A 14,457-nucleotide genomic window follows, 5' to 3' on the forward strand; every position below is an offset into this window, starting at 1 on the left:
CCCGGCTAAGGAAAGGCACCGTCAAAGGAATCCGCCACCAACACGGTGACGGGGTCATGCATGATTCATGCACTGGCTTTTAGCACACTGTTGAGTTCTCAAGAAACGGACGCGACCACCATCACCCAGAACCCTTGAACCAGGTCCCACGCTCCAGGGCGTTTTCCGTTGTGCCTTTATTCTGTCCGGTCTCGTTATTCGTGTCAAATCGAGGTGATTTGCACTGAATTCCGATTTCCGGCCGAGAATTCTGACCACCCCGTCTCCGGGGCAACCCCTCGAACTTACCTGATCCGCGACACTCCGTCGAACCGCGACGAGGTGACCCGAGATCGGGCGTGAGGAAGGGAGTGCAGAGAGCCTAACAGCCGGATCCCCTTCGGGTATTCCGACTCGCCGACTCCCTGCGCGTGCACAAAGACTAGCACCCGTCAGGGTATGCCGAGCACAACTTGGGCAACTTCATAGTCCTGCCCTGCCTCTGGCACTCCCAAACCTCATCTGACGCAGCTATCCCTGCAGCGCGGCAAGCTGGGCCTCCAGACGGGAGATGTCCTCCGCCGCCTGCTCGGCGCGTCGGCGCACCTTGGTGACCACGTCCTCGGGCGCCTTCGCCATGAACTGCTCGTTGCCCAGCTTCGCGGTGACCTGGGCCTGTTCCTTGCGTGCCACGGCGAGGTCCTTCTCCAGACGCTTGCGCTCCGCGGCGACGTCGATGGCTCCGGCCGTGTCGATCTCCACGAGGACCGTGCCGACCGTGAGGCGTGCGGTGGGGGTGAACGTCTCCGACGGTTCGTCGAGGCGCAGCAGGACGCGGACAGCGCCCTCGTGGGCGGCGAGAGCCGTACCCGGCAAGGAGAGCCGCGCGGCCACGCGCTGGCCGGGCTTCAGGCCCTGGTCGGAGCGGAACCTGCGCACCTCGGTCACGAGGTTCTGCAACGCGACGATCTCCTGCTCGGCCGCGGGGTCGAGCAACTCGGGCGAGACGGCGGGCCAGGGGGCGACCACGATGGACTCTCCCCCGGTCAGGGCGCGCCACAGCTCCTCCGTCACGAAGGGCACCAGCGGGTGGAGCAGCCTGAGCAGCGCGTCGAGGACATGGCCGAGCACCCGCTTGGTGTTCTCGGCCACGACCCCGCCCTCGGCGAACTGCACCTTGGCCAGCTCGACGTACCAGTCGAAGACCTCGTCCCACGCGAAGTGGTAGAGGGCGTCGGAGACCTTGGCGAACTCGAAGTCCTCGAAGGCCGCGTCGATGGTCGTGACGACCTGCTGCAGCCGCGACAGGATCCAGCGGTCGGCCGGGGTGAGGTCGCCGGGCAGGCCCTCGGAGACGGCACCGTTCATCAGGGCGAAGCGGGTGGCGTTCCAGATCTTGTTGCAGAAGTTGCGCGATCCGGCCGCCCAGTCCTCGCTGATCGCCACATCGGAGCCGGGGTTCGCGCCGCGCAGCAGGGTGAAGCGTGTGGCGTCCGCGCCGTACCGCTCGATCCAGTCGAGCGGGTCGACCACGTTGCCGAACGACTTCGACATCTTCTTGCCGAACTGGTCGCGCACCATGCCGTGCAGAGCCACCGTGCGGAACGGCGGCCGGCCGTCCATCGCGTACAGCCCGAACATCATCATCCGGGCGACCCAGAAGAAGAGGATGTCGTAGCCGGTGACGAGCACGGTCGTCGGATAGAAGCGGGCCAGCTCGGGTGTCTCGTCGGGCCAGCCGAGCGTGGAGAACGGCCACAGGCCGGAGGAGAACCACGTGTCCAGGACGTCCTGGTCCTGCTCGTAACCGGCGGGCGGGTCCTCGTCCGGTCCCACGCAGACCATGTCGCCGTCGGGGCCGTACCAGACCGGGATGCGGTGTCCCCACCACAACTGCCGGGAGATGCACCAGTCGTGCATGTCGTCGACCCAGTCGAAGTAGCGCTTGGCCAGCTCCGGCGGGTGGATGCGGGTGCGGCCGTCGCGCACCGCGTCGCCGGCGGCCTTGGCCAGCGGCGTGACGTTGACGAACCACTGCAGCGACAGCCGCGGCTCGACCACGGTCTTGCATCGGGAGCAGTGGCCCACCGAGTGGACGTACGGCCGCTTCTCGGCCACGATCCGGCCCTGCTCGCGCAGCGCGGCGACCACGGCGGGCCGCGCCTCGAACCGGTCGAGGCCCTGGAACGGCCCGTGGGCGGTGATGACGCCGCGCTCGTCCATGACGACGAGCGACTCCAGCGAGTGGCGGCGGCCGATCTCGAAGTCGTTCGGGTCGTGGGCGGGGGTGACCTTGACCGCACCGGTGCCGAAGGAGGGGTCCACGTGCTCGTCGGCGACGATCGGGATGCGCCGGCCGGTCAGCGGGACCTCGACGTGCTTGCCGATGAGATGCGCGTAGCGCTCGTCGGCGGGGTGGACGGCCACCGCGGTGTCGCCCAGCATGGTCTCCGCCCGGGTGGTGGCGACGACGATCTCCTCGTCACCCGAGCCGTACCGGATGGAGACGAGCTCGCCGTCGTCGTCGCTGTGCTCCACCTCGATGTCCGAGAGCGCGGTGAGGCAGCGCGGGCACCAGTTGATGATCCGCTCGGCGCGGTAGATGAGCCCGTCGTCGAAAAGCTTCTTGAAGATCGTCTGGACGGCGCGGGAGAGCCCCTCGTCCATCGTGAACCGCTCGCGGGACCAGTCGACGCCGTCGCCGAGTTTCGTCATCTGGCCGAGGATCCGCCCGCCGGACTCCTCCTTCCACTGCCAGACGCGCTCGACGAACGCCTCACGGCCGAAGTCGTGGCGGGACAGGCCCTCCTTGGCGATCTCTCGCTCCACGACGTTCTGCGTCGCGATGCCGGCGTGGTCCATGCCGGGAAGCCACAGCGTCTCCATGCCCCGCATGCGGGCCCGCCGGGTCAGCGCGTCCTGGACCGAGTGGTCGAGCGCGTGACCCACGTGCAGCGACCCGGTGACGTTCGGCGGGGGAAGCACGATGGTGTACGGCTCGCGCCCACTGCCGGGGTCGGCGGTGAAGTAGCCCGCCGATACCCAGCGCTCGTAGCTCCGGGTCTCGACTTCGGCGGGGGCGTACTGGGTGGGCAGCTCAGACGTAGTCACGCTGCCCAATTCTAGGGAGGTCCGGACGCCTCCCGCGCCGTCGCCGCACGCCCTGTGGACAATGGCCGGCGACGGCCGGGATCAGGCCGACTTCTCCCGCGGCGTACGCTGCTGCTTGGCCTGCAGCTGGTCGCGCGGCACGAGGGTGGGGTTCACGTGCTCCAGCACGGCCTCGCGGGTGATGACGACGCGTGCCACGTCCTGCCGGGAGGGGACCTCGTACATCACCGACTGGAGGACCTCCTCCATGATCGCGCGCAGGCCGCGGGCGCCGGTGCCGCGCAGGATGGCCTGGTCGGCGATCGCCTCCAGCGCGTCGTCGGTGAACTCGAGCTCGACGTTGTCCAGCTCCAGCAGGCGCCGGTACTGCTTGACGAGCGCGTTCCGCGGCGCGGTGAGAATCTGGATCAGCGCGCTCCGGTCGAGGTTGTGCACCGACGTGATCACGGGCAGCCGCCCGACGAACTCGGGGATCATGCCGAACTTGAGCAGGTCCTCCGGCATGACGTCGGAGAAGATGTCCGAGGAGTCCATCTCCTCCTTGGAGTGGATGATCGCGTTGAAGCCGATGCCCTTCCGGCCGACCCGCGACTCGATGATCTTCTCCAGCCCGGCGAAGGCGCCGCCGCAGATGAACAGCACGTTCGTGGTGTCGATCTGGATGAACTCCTGGTGGGGATGCTTGCGGCCGCCCTGCGGCGGCACGCTGGCGGTGGTCCCTTCCAGGATCTTCAGCAGGGCCTGCTGCACACCCTCCCCCGACACGTCCCGGGTGATCGACGGGTTCTCGCTCTTGCGGGCTATCTTGTCGACCTCGTCGATGTAGATGATCCCGGTCTCGGCCTTCTTGACGTCGTAGTCGGCGGCCTGGATGAGCTTGAGGAGGATGTTCTCCACGTCCTCGCCGACGTAGCCCGCCTCGGTCAGCGCGGTGGCGTCCGCGATCGCGAACGGCACGTTGAGCATCTTGGCGAGGGTCTGCGCCAGCAGGGTCTTGCCCGACCCGGTGGGACCGAGCAGCAGGATGTTCGACTTGGCCAGCTCCAGGCCGTCGTCGCGGCCCCGCTCCCCGGACTGGACGCGCTTGTAGTGGTTGTAGACCGCGACCGACAGCGCCTTCTTGGCCTTGTCCTGGCCGATGACGTACGCGTCGAGGAACTCGTAGATCTCACGCGGCTTGGGGAGGTTGTCCCACTTGAGCTCGGAGGACTCGGAGAGCTCCTCCTCGATGATCTCATTGCAGAGATCGATGCACTCATCGCAGATGTAGACGCCTGGTCCGGCGATGAGCTTCTTGACCTGCTTCTGGCTCTTGCCGCAGAACGAGCACTTCAGCAGGTCTCCCCCGTCGCCGATGCGTGCCACCCCAGATACTCCTTTGCGTGGGACCGCCCCTGCCGCCGCGGTCGCTTCCGTCCGCAACCGATTGTGATCCGGTGCGAAAACGTCATCCCGCTCAGGTTTCGACGTTACCGTCTCTCGGGCCCTCAGTGAGCCCCCTAGCGGTGAGTCGCACCGGAACGTGCCCAATTGGGCACTGTTCCGGTGCGGCAACTCCCTCAGGAAGCGGCGACCGCCGCCGCGCGCTTCTTCCGCGACGGAATGATGTCGTCCACCAGACCGTACGCCTTCGCCTCCTCGGCGCTGAGGATCTTGTCGCGCTCGATGTCCCTGCGGACCTCGTCGGGCGACTTACCCGAGTGCTTCGCCACGAGGTCCTCGAGCAGCGACCTCATACGCAGGATCTCACGAGCCTGGATCTCGATGTCGCTGCCCTGACCGCCGCCCTCGGTGTAGGGCTGGTGGATCAGGACACGGGCGTTCGGCAGCGCGAACCGCTTGCCCGGCGTGCCGCCGGCCAGCAGGATCGCGGCGGCCGAGGCCGCCTGCCCCAGGCAGACCGTCTGGATCTCGGGCCGGACGAACTGCATGGTGTCGTAGATCGCCGTCATCGCGGTGAACGAACCGCCGGGCGAGTTGATGTACATGCTGATGTCGCGGTCCGGGTCCAGCGACTCCAGCGTGAGCAGCTGCGCCATCACGTCGTTCGCCGAGGCGTCGTCGATCTGGACCCCGAGGAAGATGATGCGGTCCTCGAACAGCTTGTTGTAGGGGTTCATCTCCTTGACGCCGTACGACGTGCGCTCGACGAAGGAGGGAAGAACGTAGCGGCCGTTGATGTCACCCGGCCGGATCAGCTCACTCATCTCGGAAGCTCCAGTCACGAGACGGCGCCCTCGGAGGGCACCTGGCGGGCGCTGCGCACCACGTGGTCGATGAAGCCGTAGTCCTTGGCCTCCTCGGCCGTGAACCAGCGGTCCCGGTCGGAGTCGCGCTCGATCTGGTCGAGCGGCTGCCCGGTGTGAGAGGCGATCCGCTCCGCGAGCGTCTTCTTCACATAGAGCATCTGCTCGGCCTGGATCGCGATGTCGGCCGCGGTGCCCCCGATGCCGCCCGAGGGCTGGTGCATCATGATGCGGGCGTGCGGGAGGGCGTACCGCTTGCCGCGGGCGCCCGCGCAGAGCAGGAACTGCCCCATCGAGGCGGCCAGTCCCATCGCGACGGTGCACACGTCGTTCGGCACATACTCCATCATGTCGTAAATCGCCATGCCCGCGGTCACGGAACCGCCGGGGGAGTTGATGTACATCCAGATGTCGCGGTCGGGGTCATCGGCGGCGAGGAGCAGGAGCTCAGCGCACAGCCGGTTGGCCACCTCGTCGTTCACCTGGGTGCCGAGCACCACGATGCGCTCGCGCAGCAGGCGCTGGTAGAGCTGGTCCTCGAGGCGAGAGGGGCCACCCTCCGGGCTCCGGGCCTCGAAGCCGGAACCACCGGTCGGGAAGAAGGTCGGCGGGCTGGTCACAGCGTCACCTTCCGATGCGTCGTAAACGATTGGCTTTGCTTGTGACCTTAACGCGCGGCGCAGACAGCTCATGCCCTCGCGCCGTACTGTTCGCTGACGGCGCATGCCCCGCCCCCGATCCGCGGGCGGCCGAGCCCCGGCCGTCCCCCGCCCGCGTTCCGTGCGCTCGCCGCGCCTGACAGCGCGACGACGGGCGTGCCGCGCCGCCGGGGCTCCCGGTCGTACGGCCGATCGGCGGCACGCCGACGCGGAAATATCTAGCGGGATTTGCCGCGAATATAGCCGGAAACCCTCGCCGCACCCGCAGGTACGACGAGGGTTTCGTCGTCGTCCCGGCCGTGTGGCCGGCGGCACGCCCCGGCCGGTGTGGCCGGAGGAACTCAGCCTTCCCTGGCCTCGGCGGCGGCCGGAGCGTCGGCGGGCTGGTCGCCCTCCTGCGCCTCCTCCACGCCCACGGCCTCCTGCTCGGGGTTGAGCTCGGCGTAGATGGCCTTGAGGTCCACCTCGTTGCCGGCGGTGTCGGTCACCTTGGCCGCGTCCCCGATGAGGGTCTTGGCCTTCTCGCGCACGATCTCCATCATCGCCAGCGGAAGCTGGTTGTTGTCGGCGAGGTGCTGGGCCAGCGTGTTCGGCGCGACGCCCATCTGCATGGCGCGGCGGACCACGAAGTCGGTGAGCTCCTGCTCGCTGACGCCGATGTCCTCAGCCTTGACGATCTTGTCGAGCACGAAGCCGGACTTGAGGGCCTTGGCGGCGTTCGCCTCGTACTCGGCGAACAGCTCCTCCTCGGTGGTCTGCTGGAGACGGAGGTACGCCTCGCGGCTCAGACCGCTCTCCGAGATCTGGTGCTCCAGATTGTGCTTGCGCGCGTCGATCTCGGCGGTGAGCGCGCTCTCGGGCAGCGGGATCTCGATCCTGTCGAGCAGCGCCTCAAGGGCCTTCTCGCGGCTCTGCACGACCTGGTCGACGAGCTTGTTGCGACGGGCCTGCTCGCGGATGCTGTCCTTCAGCTCGTCGAGGGTGTCGAACTCGCTGGCGAGCTGCGCGAACTCGTCGTCCAGCTCGGGCAGCACCTTCTCCTTCACCGACTTGACCGTGATGATCACGTCGGCCTCCTCGCCGGCGTTCTCACCGCCGACCAGCGTCGTGCGGAAGGTCTTGTCCTCGCCGGCCGCCATGCCCTGCAGCGCGTCGTCCAGGCCCTGGAGCACCGAGCCGGCGCCGACCTCGTACGACACGTCGGCGGCCTGCTGCTCGTCCAGGTTGCGGCCGTCGATCTCGGCACGCAGGTCCATCACGACGTAGTCGCCGTTCTGCGCCGGGCGGTCCACCCCGGTCAGGGTGGCGAAGCGCTGGCGCAGGCCGTCCAACTGGGCGTCGACGTCCTCGTCGCTCACCTCGGCCGCGTCGACCACGATCTCGGCGCCCTCGTAGCCGGGGACGTCGAAGGCGGGACGGACGTCCACCTCGGCGGTGAACTCGACCTGCTCACCGTCCTCGATCTTGGTGACCTCGATCTCCGGCTGGCTCACCGGGAAGACCTCGGTCTCGTCGACGGCCTGGCCGTACAGCTTGGGCAGCGCGTCGTTCAGGGTCTCCTCGAGAACCACCGCGCGGCCGAAGCGCTGCTCGATGATCCGGGCCGGCACCTTGCCAGGACGGAAGCCGGGCACACGCACCTGCTGCGCGACCTTCTTGTAGGCGGCCTGCAGGCTCGGCTCGAGCTCCTTGAACGGCACCTCGACGGTGAGCTTGACCCGGGTAGGGCTGAGCTCCTCGACAGCGGTCTTCACGGGGTGATCTCCTTGGTCCATCATCTGGTGGTCGCGGGCACGTCGTGCACGGCAACCGCGGCACAATAACGCGCGCCGCGCCCACGTGAGGGGCGCAGGGACCGCCCTCTCCGCCTGCACGCGACCTGTCCGGGCATGCTCGACTGTGGCGGGTGTCCAACGCCAAGGGCAGTCTAGAGCAGATGAGGGCCTGGAGCGACTGCTCAGAGCTCGGTCATGATCTGCCGCAGCAGGTCCACCGTCTCGGCGGGGGTCGTGCTGACCGCGCAGAGACGCTCCATGACCTCGGTGTAACGGTCGACTTCTTCCCGTTTATCCAGGTAGAGAGCGCTTGCGAGCTGCTCGACGTACACGACGTCGGGCAGGTCCTGGTCGGAGAACCGCAGGATGCTGAACGCGCCGCCCTCCGCGGCGTGTCCGCCGTAACTGAACGGAATCACCTGGATCGTGATGTTGGGCTGGTTCATCAGGTCGATGAGGTGCTGAACCTGGCCCCGCATGACCTCGCCGCCGCCGATCGGACGGCGCAGCGCGGCCTCGTCGATCACCGCCCAGAACGTCGGCGCGTTGCCGCCGTCGAGGATGCGCTGACGTTCCAGCCGCAGATCCACCCGCCGGGCGATCTCCTCCGGCGCCGCCCCCACCGCACCCGCCGTGATCACGGCACGCGCGTACTCCTTGGTCTGCAGCAGCCCGGGAACGAACTGCACCTCATAGGTGCGGATGCGCTCGGCCGCCTCCTCCAGGCCCACGTACGCCTGGAACCAGGAGGGCAGCAGGTCGTTGAACCGGTGCCACCAGCCGGGCTCGTTGGCCTGGTCCACCAGGTTCATGACGACGTCGCGCGTCTCGTCGTCCTCCACGCCGTACAGCACGAGAAGGTCGGCGACGTCGCGCTCCTTGAAGCCGACCCGGCCCAGCTCCATCCGGCTGATCTTCGACTCGGAGGCCCGGATGCACCGGCCGGCCTCGTCGCGGCTGATTCCCTTGCTCTCACGGAGCTTGCGGAGCTGGGAGCCGAGCAGGATGCGCAGAGCCGTCGGACCCGATCCAGCCTGGATCTGTATCACGGCGCCTCCCTCTCACCTCGGCTCAGTGTGCCGCCAAGGGACGACCCGCACGACACCCCCAGCCCACACAGTGTCACCACTACAGGCCCCGATGACAAGGTCTGATCTACGTGTCTCTGAGGGTGGCAACGTTAGGCGTGTGCGTTTGCACGTGACGGCTGCACGTGCATTTGGGTCTTGCAGCAGTGGGAGAGGGTGTTCCATCATGTCTAGGTGCATATTGGGCCAAATATGCACCAGCCCTCGACTCAGGCCAGCGGGAGGTACGGGCAACCATGTCGGACGAGCCCAAATCCGTCGGCCAGCTGACCCGCGACGTGGGATTCGGCTGGTTCCGGAGGGCGGTGTGCGCGTCCGATACGGCGATGTGCCCCCTTGCCCCACAAGCCGATTCGGTCAAGACCGCGCGGGACGTCACGAGGACGACCCTGCAGCGGTGGGGGCTGCCGGAGCTGAGCGACGACGCGGCGCTGGTCGTCAGCGAACTGGTCACGAACGCTGTTCGTTACGCGCTGTATCCGGCGCGGCGGACCACCGGCCACCCGATAACGCTGACGCTTCTCCGCCTCTCCCCCCACGTCCTGCTCGCCGTCTCCGACCCGAGCGACGAGGCTCCCGCTCCCGCACAGCCCGACTTCGTCTCCGAGCACGGCCGCGGCCTCTACATAGTGGAGACCTACAGCCAGGCCTGGGGCTGGGACGCCCTCGACGACGGCGGCAAGGCCGTCTGGGCCCTCTTCCGCGCCGGCGACTGAGTTCGTTCCTCTGCGAGGAGGCGTGACGGTGGCACGAGTACTGGTGATAGGTCTCGATCCCGCGAAGCTCGAAGGCTGGGACCCGGAGCCGATCCAGGCCGCGCTGGCACGCGGACGGGCCCGTTTCGACGACCACGGCGTCGAGGCCGATTGGTGCCTGGTGGCACTGGATGAGGACACCGAAGCGGTGATCGTGGAGGCGCTGCGCCGCGACGACTACGCCGTCGTGGTGGTCGGAGGCGGCATCCGCAGCCACGAGCCGCTGCTCGGGCTCTTCGAGAAACTGATCAACCTGGTACGGCTGCACGTGCCCGGCGCCGCCATCGCCTTCAACACCAGCCCCGAGGACTGCCTCGACGCGGCGCTGCGGTGGCTGCCCCAGAACCCCGGCGGTGTCGAGCAGCTCTGACAAAACAAATATATAGGCGGAGGGAAAACCGCACCGGCCGCCGTTTGTGACGCCGCCGGAAGGAAAGCAAGCCCCCAGAGAAATGGCCCGCCCGGCATTCTCGCCGCGAATCACTCGATTCCGGGAATGTCAGGAATTCGGGACATGGCACCTTTCATGGGGGAGAAAATGGTCAAGTGTCCTAATGCGGTCGGATTCCTGGCGATCGTCTCCGCACTGGCCGGTGCGGCCGCACCTGGGGGCACTCCCGCCGTCGCCGCCTCCGCCGTGATCGGCCCCGGCGCCGACCACCCCCACGGACACGGTCACGGCCGGGCGCACGAGCGTGATGGGCAGCATGACGGACGACGGCAGCGGGAGCACGGGCGGCAGCGCCAGCACCAGGAGTTGCTCCGCGACGTCACGCTCGCCGTCACACCGGCGCAGAAGGGCGGGACGGATTCGCGCGCCCTTCCGTACAACTGGCAGAACTCGGACGCGACCGCGAATTCCTTCAGTGGTCAGAGCAGCCTGTCGGACGTCGTGAACCAGCCGAACGAGAATTCGGGCGCACCGGCCGATGACCCCACGGAGCAATCGATTCATGAATCGGACCCCCTGGCCACGTCGCCCGCGCCGCGGGATGACACCACAAGTGCGGCGATGCTGGCTTATCTGCGGGATCTGGCCGCGAGGAAGCAGTTCACCGGCTCGGCGCTGGTGCTGCGGCGTGGGCAGGTGCTGGCGCGTTTCGCCGCCGGGGAGTCCGACGAGGAACGGCACATCCCCAACCGGCCGGACACGGTCTACCGGGTCATGTCGGTCACTAAGCAGTTCACCTCGATGCTCGTGCTGAAGCTGCGCGACCGCGGGCTGCTCAGGCTGGACGACCGGGTCTGCCCGTATCTCGTCCCGGCGTACATCGAGGCCTGCCCGACAGCGTGGCGGCCCATCACCATCCGCGAGGCGCTCAATCACACCACGGGCATCCCCAACATCGAGAAGCTGCCCGGCTACCTCGCCAACATCACGCGACCGACCACGACCCGGCGACTCATCCAGCAGATCGTGGACCTCCCGCTGGACTTCAAGCCCGGCACCAGCTGGAAGTACAGCAACTCCGGCTACGTCCTGGCCGGCGCGATCATCCAGGCGGTGACGCACGAGCCCTACGGCGTCGTACTGCACAAGCTGATCACCGGCCCCCTGAGCCTCCGGCACACCGGTTACAGCAGGGGATATCCGCCCAGTGGGTACGCGAAGGGTTACTACACGCTCGGATCACCGGCCCCGCTCCTCAACGGCTCCGAACTGTTCGCCGCGACCGGCATCTACTCCACCATCGACGACATCGCCCGCTGGGACCGGGCGTTCGGCTCGTACCGGGTCGCGCCACCCGCCACCGTCAAGCAGGCGTTCACGCCACAGGCGCCGTGTCCCTCCACCGGCTGCCTCAACCTGCCGTCGAGCGCGTACGCCTTCGGCTGGCTCGTCGACCGGCTCCAGGGGCACCGGCTCCGGTACCATCCAGGTCTCTTCCAGGGCTACACGGCGAGCAACATGTACCTGCCCGACGACGACATCGAAGTGGTCGTGCTCAGCAACGTCCAGAACACCGACACCGCCGGCATCGCCCGCCACCTCGCGACGATGGCCCTCGACAGCCCCTGGTGACCGTACCGATAGCGGCAGCGGGGAACCGCTCCTGCCGCGGCACGGATCGGGTACGCCGAGGGATTCAACATCATCGCCATCACCGACTATCATCGCCGTATGGCGATTGAAAGTGGTAGCTGCGTAAGAGTCGAGATCGCCGCCGGTACGTCGCCGGCGGCGGCTCTGTTCCACTCGCTGTCCGACGAGACCCGGCTTCGCATCGTCCAGCGCCTGGCGCACGGGGAGGCTCGCGTGGTGGACCTGACCGGCGAACTCGGCCTGGCCCAATCCACCGTCTCCAAGCATCTGGCCTGCCTTCGGGACTGCGGCCTCGTCGATTACCGCGCCGAGGGTCGTCAGTCGTTCTACGCCCTGACTCGGCCTGAACTGATGGACATGCTCGCGGCGGCGGAAACCCTGCTCGCCGCGACCGGTCACGCCGTGGCCCTGTGCCCGGCTCCGAGCCAGGACGGCGAGGTCGACGTTATGGAAGCGGCCGAGTGAGCACCCCGGCTCTGACGGCCGAACGCCGCGCGGTACTGAACCGGCGCAGTCTCCACCTGGCCTATGCCACAGCCGGTTACAACCTGCTCGAAGGCGTGGTGGCCATCGCCGCCGGCGCCGCGGCCTCGTCCACGGCCCTGCTGGGCTTCGGCCTGGACTCCTTCGTCGAGGTCTCCTCGGCGTCCGTGGTCATCTGGCAGTTTCGCTCCCGCGTCCCCGAGGCCCGTGAGCACCTGGCCCTGCGACTGATCGCGGTCTCCTTCTTCGCGCTCGCCGCCTGGGTGAGCGTCGACGCGATCCGTTCGCTGTCCGGCGCCGGCGAAGCCGGGAGGTCTCCGGTCGGCATCGCCCTCGCGGCGGTCTCAGTGGTGGTGATGCCGTTGCTGGTGGCGGCCAAGCGCCGGACCGGCCGGGAACTCGGCTCGGCCACCGTCGTCGCCGACTCGACACAGACCATGCTCTGCACCTACCTGTCGGCGGTCCTGCTGGCCGGCCTGGTGCTCAACGCGGTGTTCGGCTGGTCGTGGGCGGACCCGGTCGCCGCCCTGGTCATCGCCGCCGTCGCCACCCGAGAGGGCGTCAAGGCGTGGACAGGCGAGCGGTGCGACGACTGCGTTCCGATGGCCGCGGCCACCCGACCGGCTGATGGCTGCGACTGCCCGCCCGGCTGCGCCGACGCCTGCTGCCGAGGCCGGAGCATCGAGGGGGGCGGGCACGGCGAGAAGACACCGGGCACGTGACGGGCACGACAGGAATCCGGAGGCCGCAGAAGGCGAAGGCCCAGAGTCGAGAACACTCCCCGACCTGGGCCTTACCGTCAGAGCGGACGACGGGAATCGAACCCGCGTAGCCAGTTTGGAAGACTGGGGCTCTACCATTGAGCTACGTCCGCGCGCGCCCGGTGTCCATCTGGTCTAGACTTCATCCGGTCGTCAGGGCGTAAGCGTACCGGAGTCTCGGAGCGCTCGCGCAACCGGCGGGACGGGGCGTGGCGCAGCTTGGTAGCGCGCTTGCTTTGGGAGCAAGAAGTCGCAGGTTCAAATCCTGTCGCCCCGACCATCGAGAAGGCCACCCCAGGATCGGGGTGGCCTTCAGTGGTCTCAGGAGTGGGTCAGCGACGCACCGAGGACGAGTAGTCCTTGAGCCTGATGCCGGTGGCGAACCTGTCGGCCATCCTCATCATGATCTTGAATAGCAAGCCGGCCCTGAAGATCCAGTTGCGCATCCGGATCCCGCGCCAGGTGCGCGGAGCGAGAAAGGGACCCGCGTTGCCGGACTTGGCGATCTTCGCGTACTCGCGGAACCCCTCTTCGTAGCGCCGGAAGGCGACCCGGTGGTTCCCGCCCGCCTCGGCCAGCTCACCGGCCAGTACGTACGCGCCGACCATGGCGAGCCCGGTGCCGAAGCCGCCCAGCGTGTTGCCGTACGCGGCGTCCCCCAACAGAGCCACGCGGCCCTTGGAGTAGTGGTCGATCCGGACCTGGCTGATCGAGTCGACATAGACGTCGTCCGCCTGCCGGACCGCTCCGAGGATTTCCGGCGTCCGCCACCCCATCCCGGCATAGGCGTCCAGCAGGATCCGCTTCATCTGCTCGACGTCGTAGCGGTCGTAGTCGAGCCGTTGCGAGGCGAAGACGAAGAGCGCGGCAGACTTGGGACCCCCGGTGGAGACCAGCCGGCCAGGCTCGTTGTACATCTTCGCCGTCGCCCCGAAATTCCCTCGTATGTCAACGAGGGCGTAGTAATAGTCGAGGAATCGGACATAGTCGGATTCAGGCCCGAACGCCAGACGGCGGACGTTGGAGTGGATTCCGTCCGCGCCCACGACCAGGCCGAAGACGCGCGGCGCGCCGCGCTCGAAGGTCACGTGCACGCCGCCCGCCGTTTCGGTGAGCGAGGTGATGGAGTCTCCGAAGACGTACTCGCAGCCGGCGGCGACCGTCCTTTCGTACAGCAGTCGGGACAGGTCACCCCGCTGGATCTCCAGATCACCCCCGGTGAACTCGCCGGGCATCACCACCAGCCTGCGGCCGTTCGCGTCGACGATCTCCTGGTCGGCCCCGCCGGTCTGCAGCCGCCGTACGTCCTCCAAGATGCCCATCCGCTCCAGTACGGTCAGGTGCGTCTCGCCCTTGAAGTCGACGGCCTGGCCGCCCGGACGCAGGGCGGGGGCCTTCTCGACCACGGTCACGTTGAATCCGTAGTGGTTGAGCCAGTAGGCCAGAGCGGGGCCGGCGACACTGGCGCCGGAGATCAGGATGTCGGTGTCCTCCATGTCCCCGAGATTCGCCGGGAGCGCTGACGGCCCGCAGACAGCCGACTGACAGTCGGAATG

Annotated in this window: 12 protein-coding genes and 2 tRNA genes; 6 read left to right on the forward strand and 8 right to left on the reverse strand. The window is 67.8% G+C overall.

Translation table 11 applies throughout. The features are described from left to right. Window positions 1-510: 510 nt before the first annotated feature. The 6 genes from FED44_RS22630 to FED44_RS22655 form a co-directional block, all read right to left on the reverse strand. Window positions 511-3,099 carry a valine--tRNA ligase gene (locus FED44_RS22630; protein ID WP_138461970.1) on the reverse strand — a complete coding sequence of 863 codons (2,589 nt, stop codon included), beginning with the start codon at window positions 3,097-3,099 and terminating at the stop codon, window positions 511-513. 72 nt (window positions 3,100-3,171) lie between these two features. Next, window positions 3,172-4,455, reverse strand: a complete 1,284-nt coding sequence (gene clpX, locus FED44_RS22635; protein ID WP_117410257.1) for an ATP-dependent Clp protease ATP-binding subunit ClpX — start codon at window positions 4,453-4,455, stop codon at window positions 3,172-3,174. Window positions 4,456-4,649: 194 nt separating this feature from the next. Next, entirely contained in the window at window positions 4,650-5,297 is a 648-nt protein-coding gene (locus tag FED44_RS22640; protein ID WP_117410256.1) for an ATP-dependent Clp protease proteolytic subunit, read from the reverse strand. 14 nt (window positions 5,298-5,311) lie between these two features. After that, window positions 5,312-5,956, reverse strand: coding sequence for a ClpP family protease (locus tag FED44_RS22645; RefSeq protein ID WP_262367144.1), 645 nt, complete (start codon window positions 5,954-5,956; stop codon window positions 5,312-5,314). A 380-nt stretch (window positions 5,957-6,336) separates the two neighbouring features. Continuing rightward, window positions 6,337-7,749: a trigger factor gene (gene tig, locus FED44_RS22650; RefSeq protein ID WP_117409708.1), complete on the reverse strand. Its 1,413-nt coding sequence runs from the start codon at window positions 7,747-7,749 to the stop codon at window positions 6,337-6,339. Window positions 7,750-7,952: 203 nt separating this feature from the next. After that, window positions 7,953-8,819: a helix-turn-helix domain-containing protein gene (locus tag FED44_RS22655; RefSeq protein WP_117409709.1), complete on the reverse strand. Its 867-nt coding sequence runs from the start codon at window positions 8,817-8,819 to the stop codon at window positions 7,953-7,955. Window positions 8,820-9,094: 275 nt separating this feature from the next. Between FED44_RS22655 and FED44_RS22660 the strand changes: the two genes are divergently transcribed. The 5 genes from FED44_RS22660 to FED44_RS22680 all read left to right on the forward strand — a co-directional run bounded on the left by FED44_RS22660 (window position 9,095) and on the right by FED44_RS22680 (window position 12,862). Further along, entirely contained in the window at window positions 9,095-9,574 is a 480-nt protein-coding gene (locus FED44_RS22660) for an ATP-binding protein (RefSeq protein ID WP_117409710.1), read from the forward strand. Between the two features lie 28 nt (window positions 9,575-9,602). After that, a complete protein-coding gene (locus tag FED44_RS22665) occupies window positions 9,603-9,983 on the forward strand; it encodes a hypothetical protein (protein ID WP_244302158.1) in 381 nt (126 codons plus the stop codon). Between the two features lie 144 nt (window positions 9,984-10,127). Next, the gene (locus FED44_RS22670) at window positions 10,128-11,636 is read left to right on the forward strand and encodes a serine hydrolase domain-containing protein (protein WP_167521563.1); all 1,509 of its coding nucleotides are present in this window, start codon (window positions 10,128-10,130) and stop codon (window positions 11,634-11,636) included. A gap of 99 nt (window positions 11,637-11,735) precedes the next feature. Next, window positions 11,736-12,122 carry an ArsR/SmtB family transcription factor gene (locus tag FED44_RS22675; RefSeq protein WP_138461973.1) on the forward strand — a complete coding sequence of 129 codons (387 nt, stop codon included), beginning with the start codon at window positions 11,736-11,738 and terminating at the stop codon, window positions 12,120-12,122. Further along, window positions 12,119-12,862: a cation efflux transmembrane domain-containing protein gene (locus FED44_RS22680; RefSeq protein ID WP_138461974.1), complete on the forward strand. Its 744-nt coding sequence runs from the start codon at window positions 12,119-12,121 to the stop codon at window positions 12,860-12,862. Before FED44_RS22675 ends, FED44_RS22680 begins: the two co-directional genes overlap by 4 nt. Window positions 12,863-12,943: 81 nt before the next feature. Here the strand turns inward: FED44_RS22680 and FED44_RS22685 are convergent. Then, window positions 12,944-13,014, reverse strand: a tRNA-Gly gene (locus tag FED44_RS22685). 90 nt (window positions 13,015-13,104) lie between these two features. Between FED44_RS22685 and FED44_RS22690 the strand changes: the two genes are divergently transcribed. Beyond that, window positions 13,105-13,181, forward strand: a tRNA-Pro gene (locus FED44_RS22690). 52 nt (window positions 13,182-13,233) lie between these two features. On the opposite strand, the gene FED44_RS22695 is transcribed toward FED44_RS22690, so the two are convergent. Continuing rightward, on the reverse strand, window positions 13,234-14,397 hold the full coding sequence (locus tag FED44_RS22695) for an FAD-dependent monooxygenase (RefSeq protein ID WP_138461975.1): 1,164 nt from the start codon (window positions 14,395-14,397) through the stop codon (window positions 13,234-13,236). Between the last annotated feature and the right edge of the window lie 60 nt (window positions 14,398-14,457).

It is taken from the genome of Microbispora triticiradicis (assembly GCF_005864065.1).
Taxonomy (GTDB): domain Bacteria; phylum Actinomycetota; class Actinomycetes; order Streptosporangiales; family Streptosporangiaceae; genus Microbispora; species Microbispora triticiradicis.

Excerpts from the sequence above, each read along its gene's own strand:
- FED44_RS22640 (WP_117410256.1), bottom strand. The coding sequence starts at position 5,297 with ATGAGTGAGCTGATCCGGCCGGGTGACATCAACGGCCGCTACGTTCTT.
- FED44_RS22660 (WP_117409710.1), top strand. The coding sequence starts at position 9,095 with ATGTCGGACGAGCCCAAATCCGTCGGCCAGCTGACCCGCGACGTGGGA.
- FED44_RS22670 (WP_167521563.1), top strand. The coding sequence starts at position 10,128 with ATGGCACCTTTCATGGGGGAGAAAATGGTCAAGTGTCCTAATGCGGTC.
- FED44_RS22675 (WP_138461973.1), top strand. The coding sequence starts at position 11,736 with ATGGCGATTGAAAGTGGTAGCTGCGTAAGAGTCGAGATCGCCGCCGGT.
- FED44_RS22695 (WP_138461975.1), bottom strand. The coding sequence starts at position 14,397 with ATGGAGGACACCGACATCCTGATCTCCGGCGCCAGTGTCGCCGGCCCC.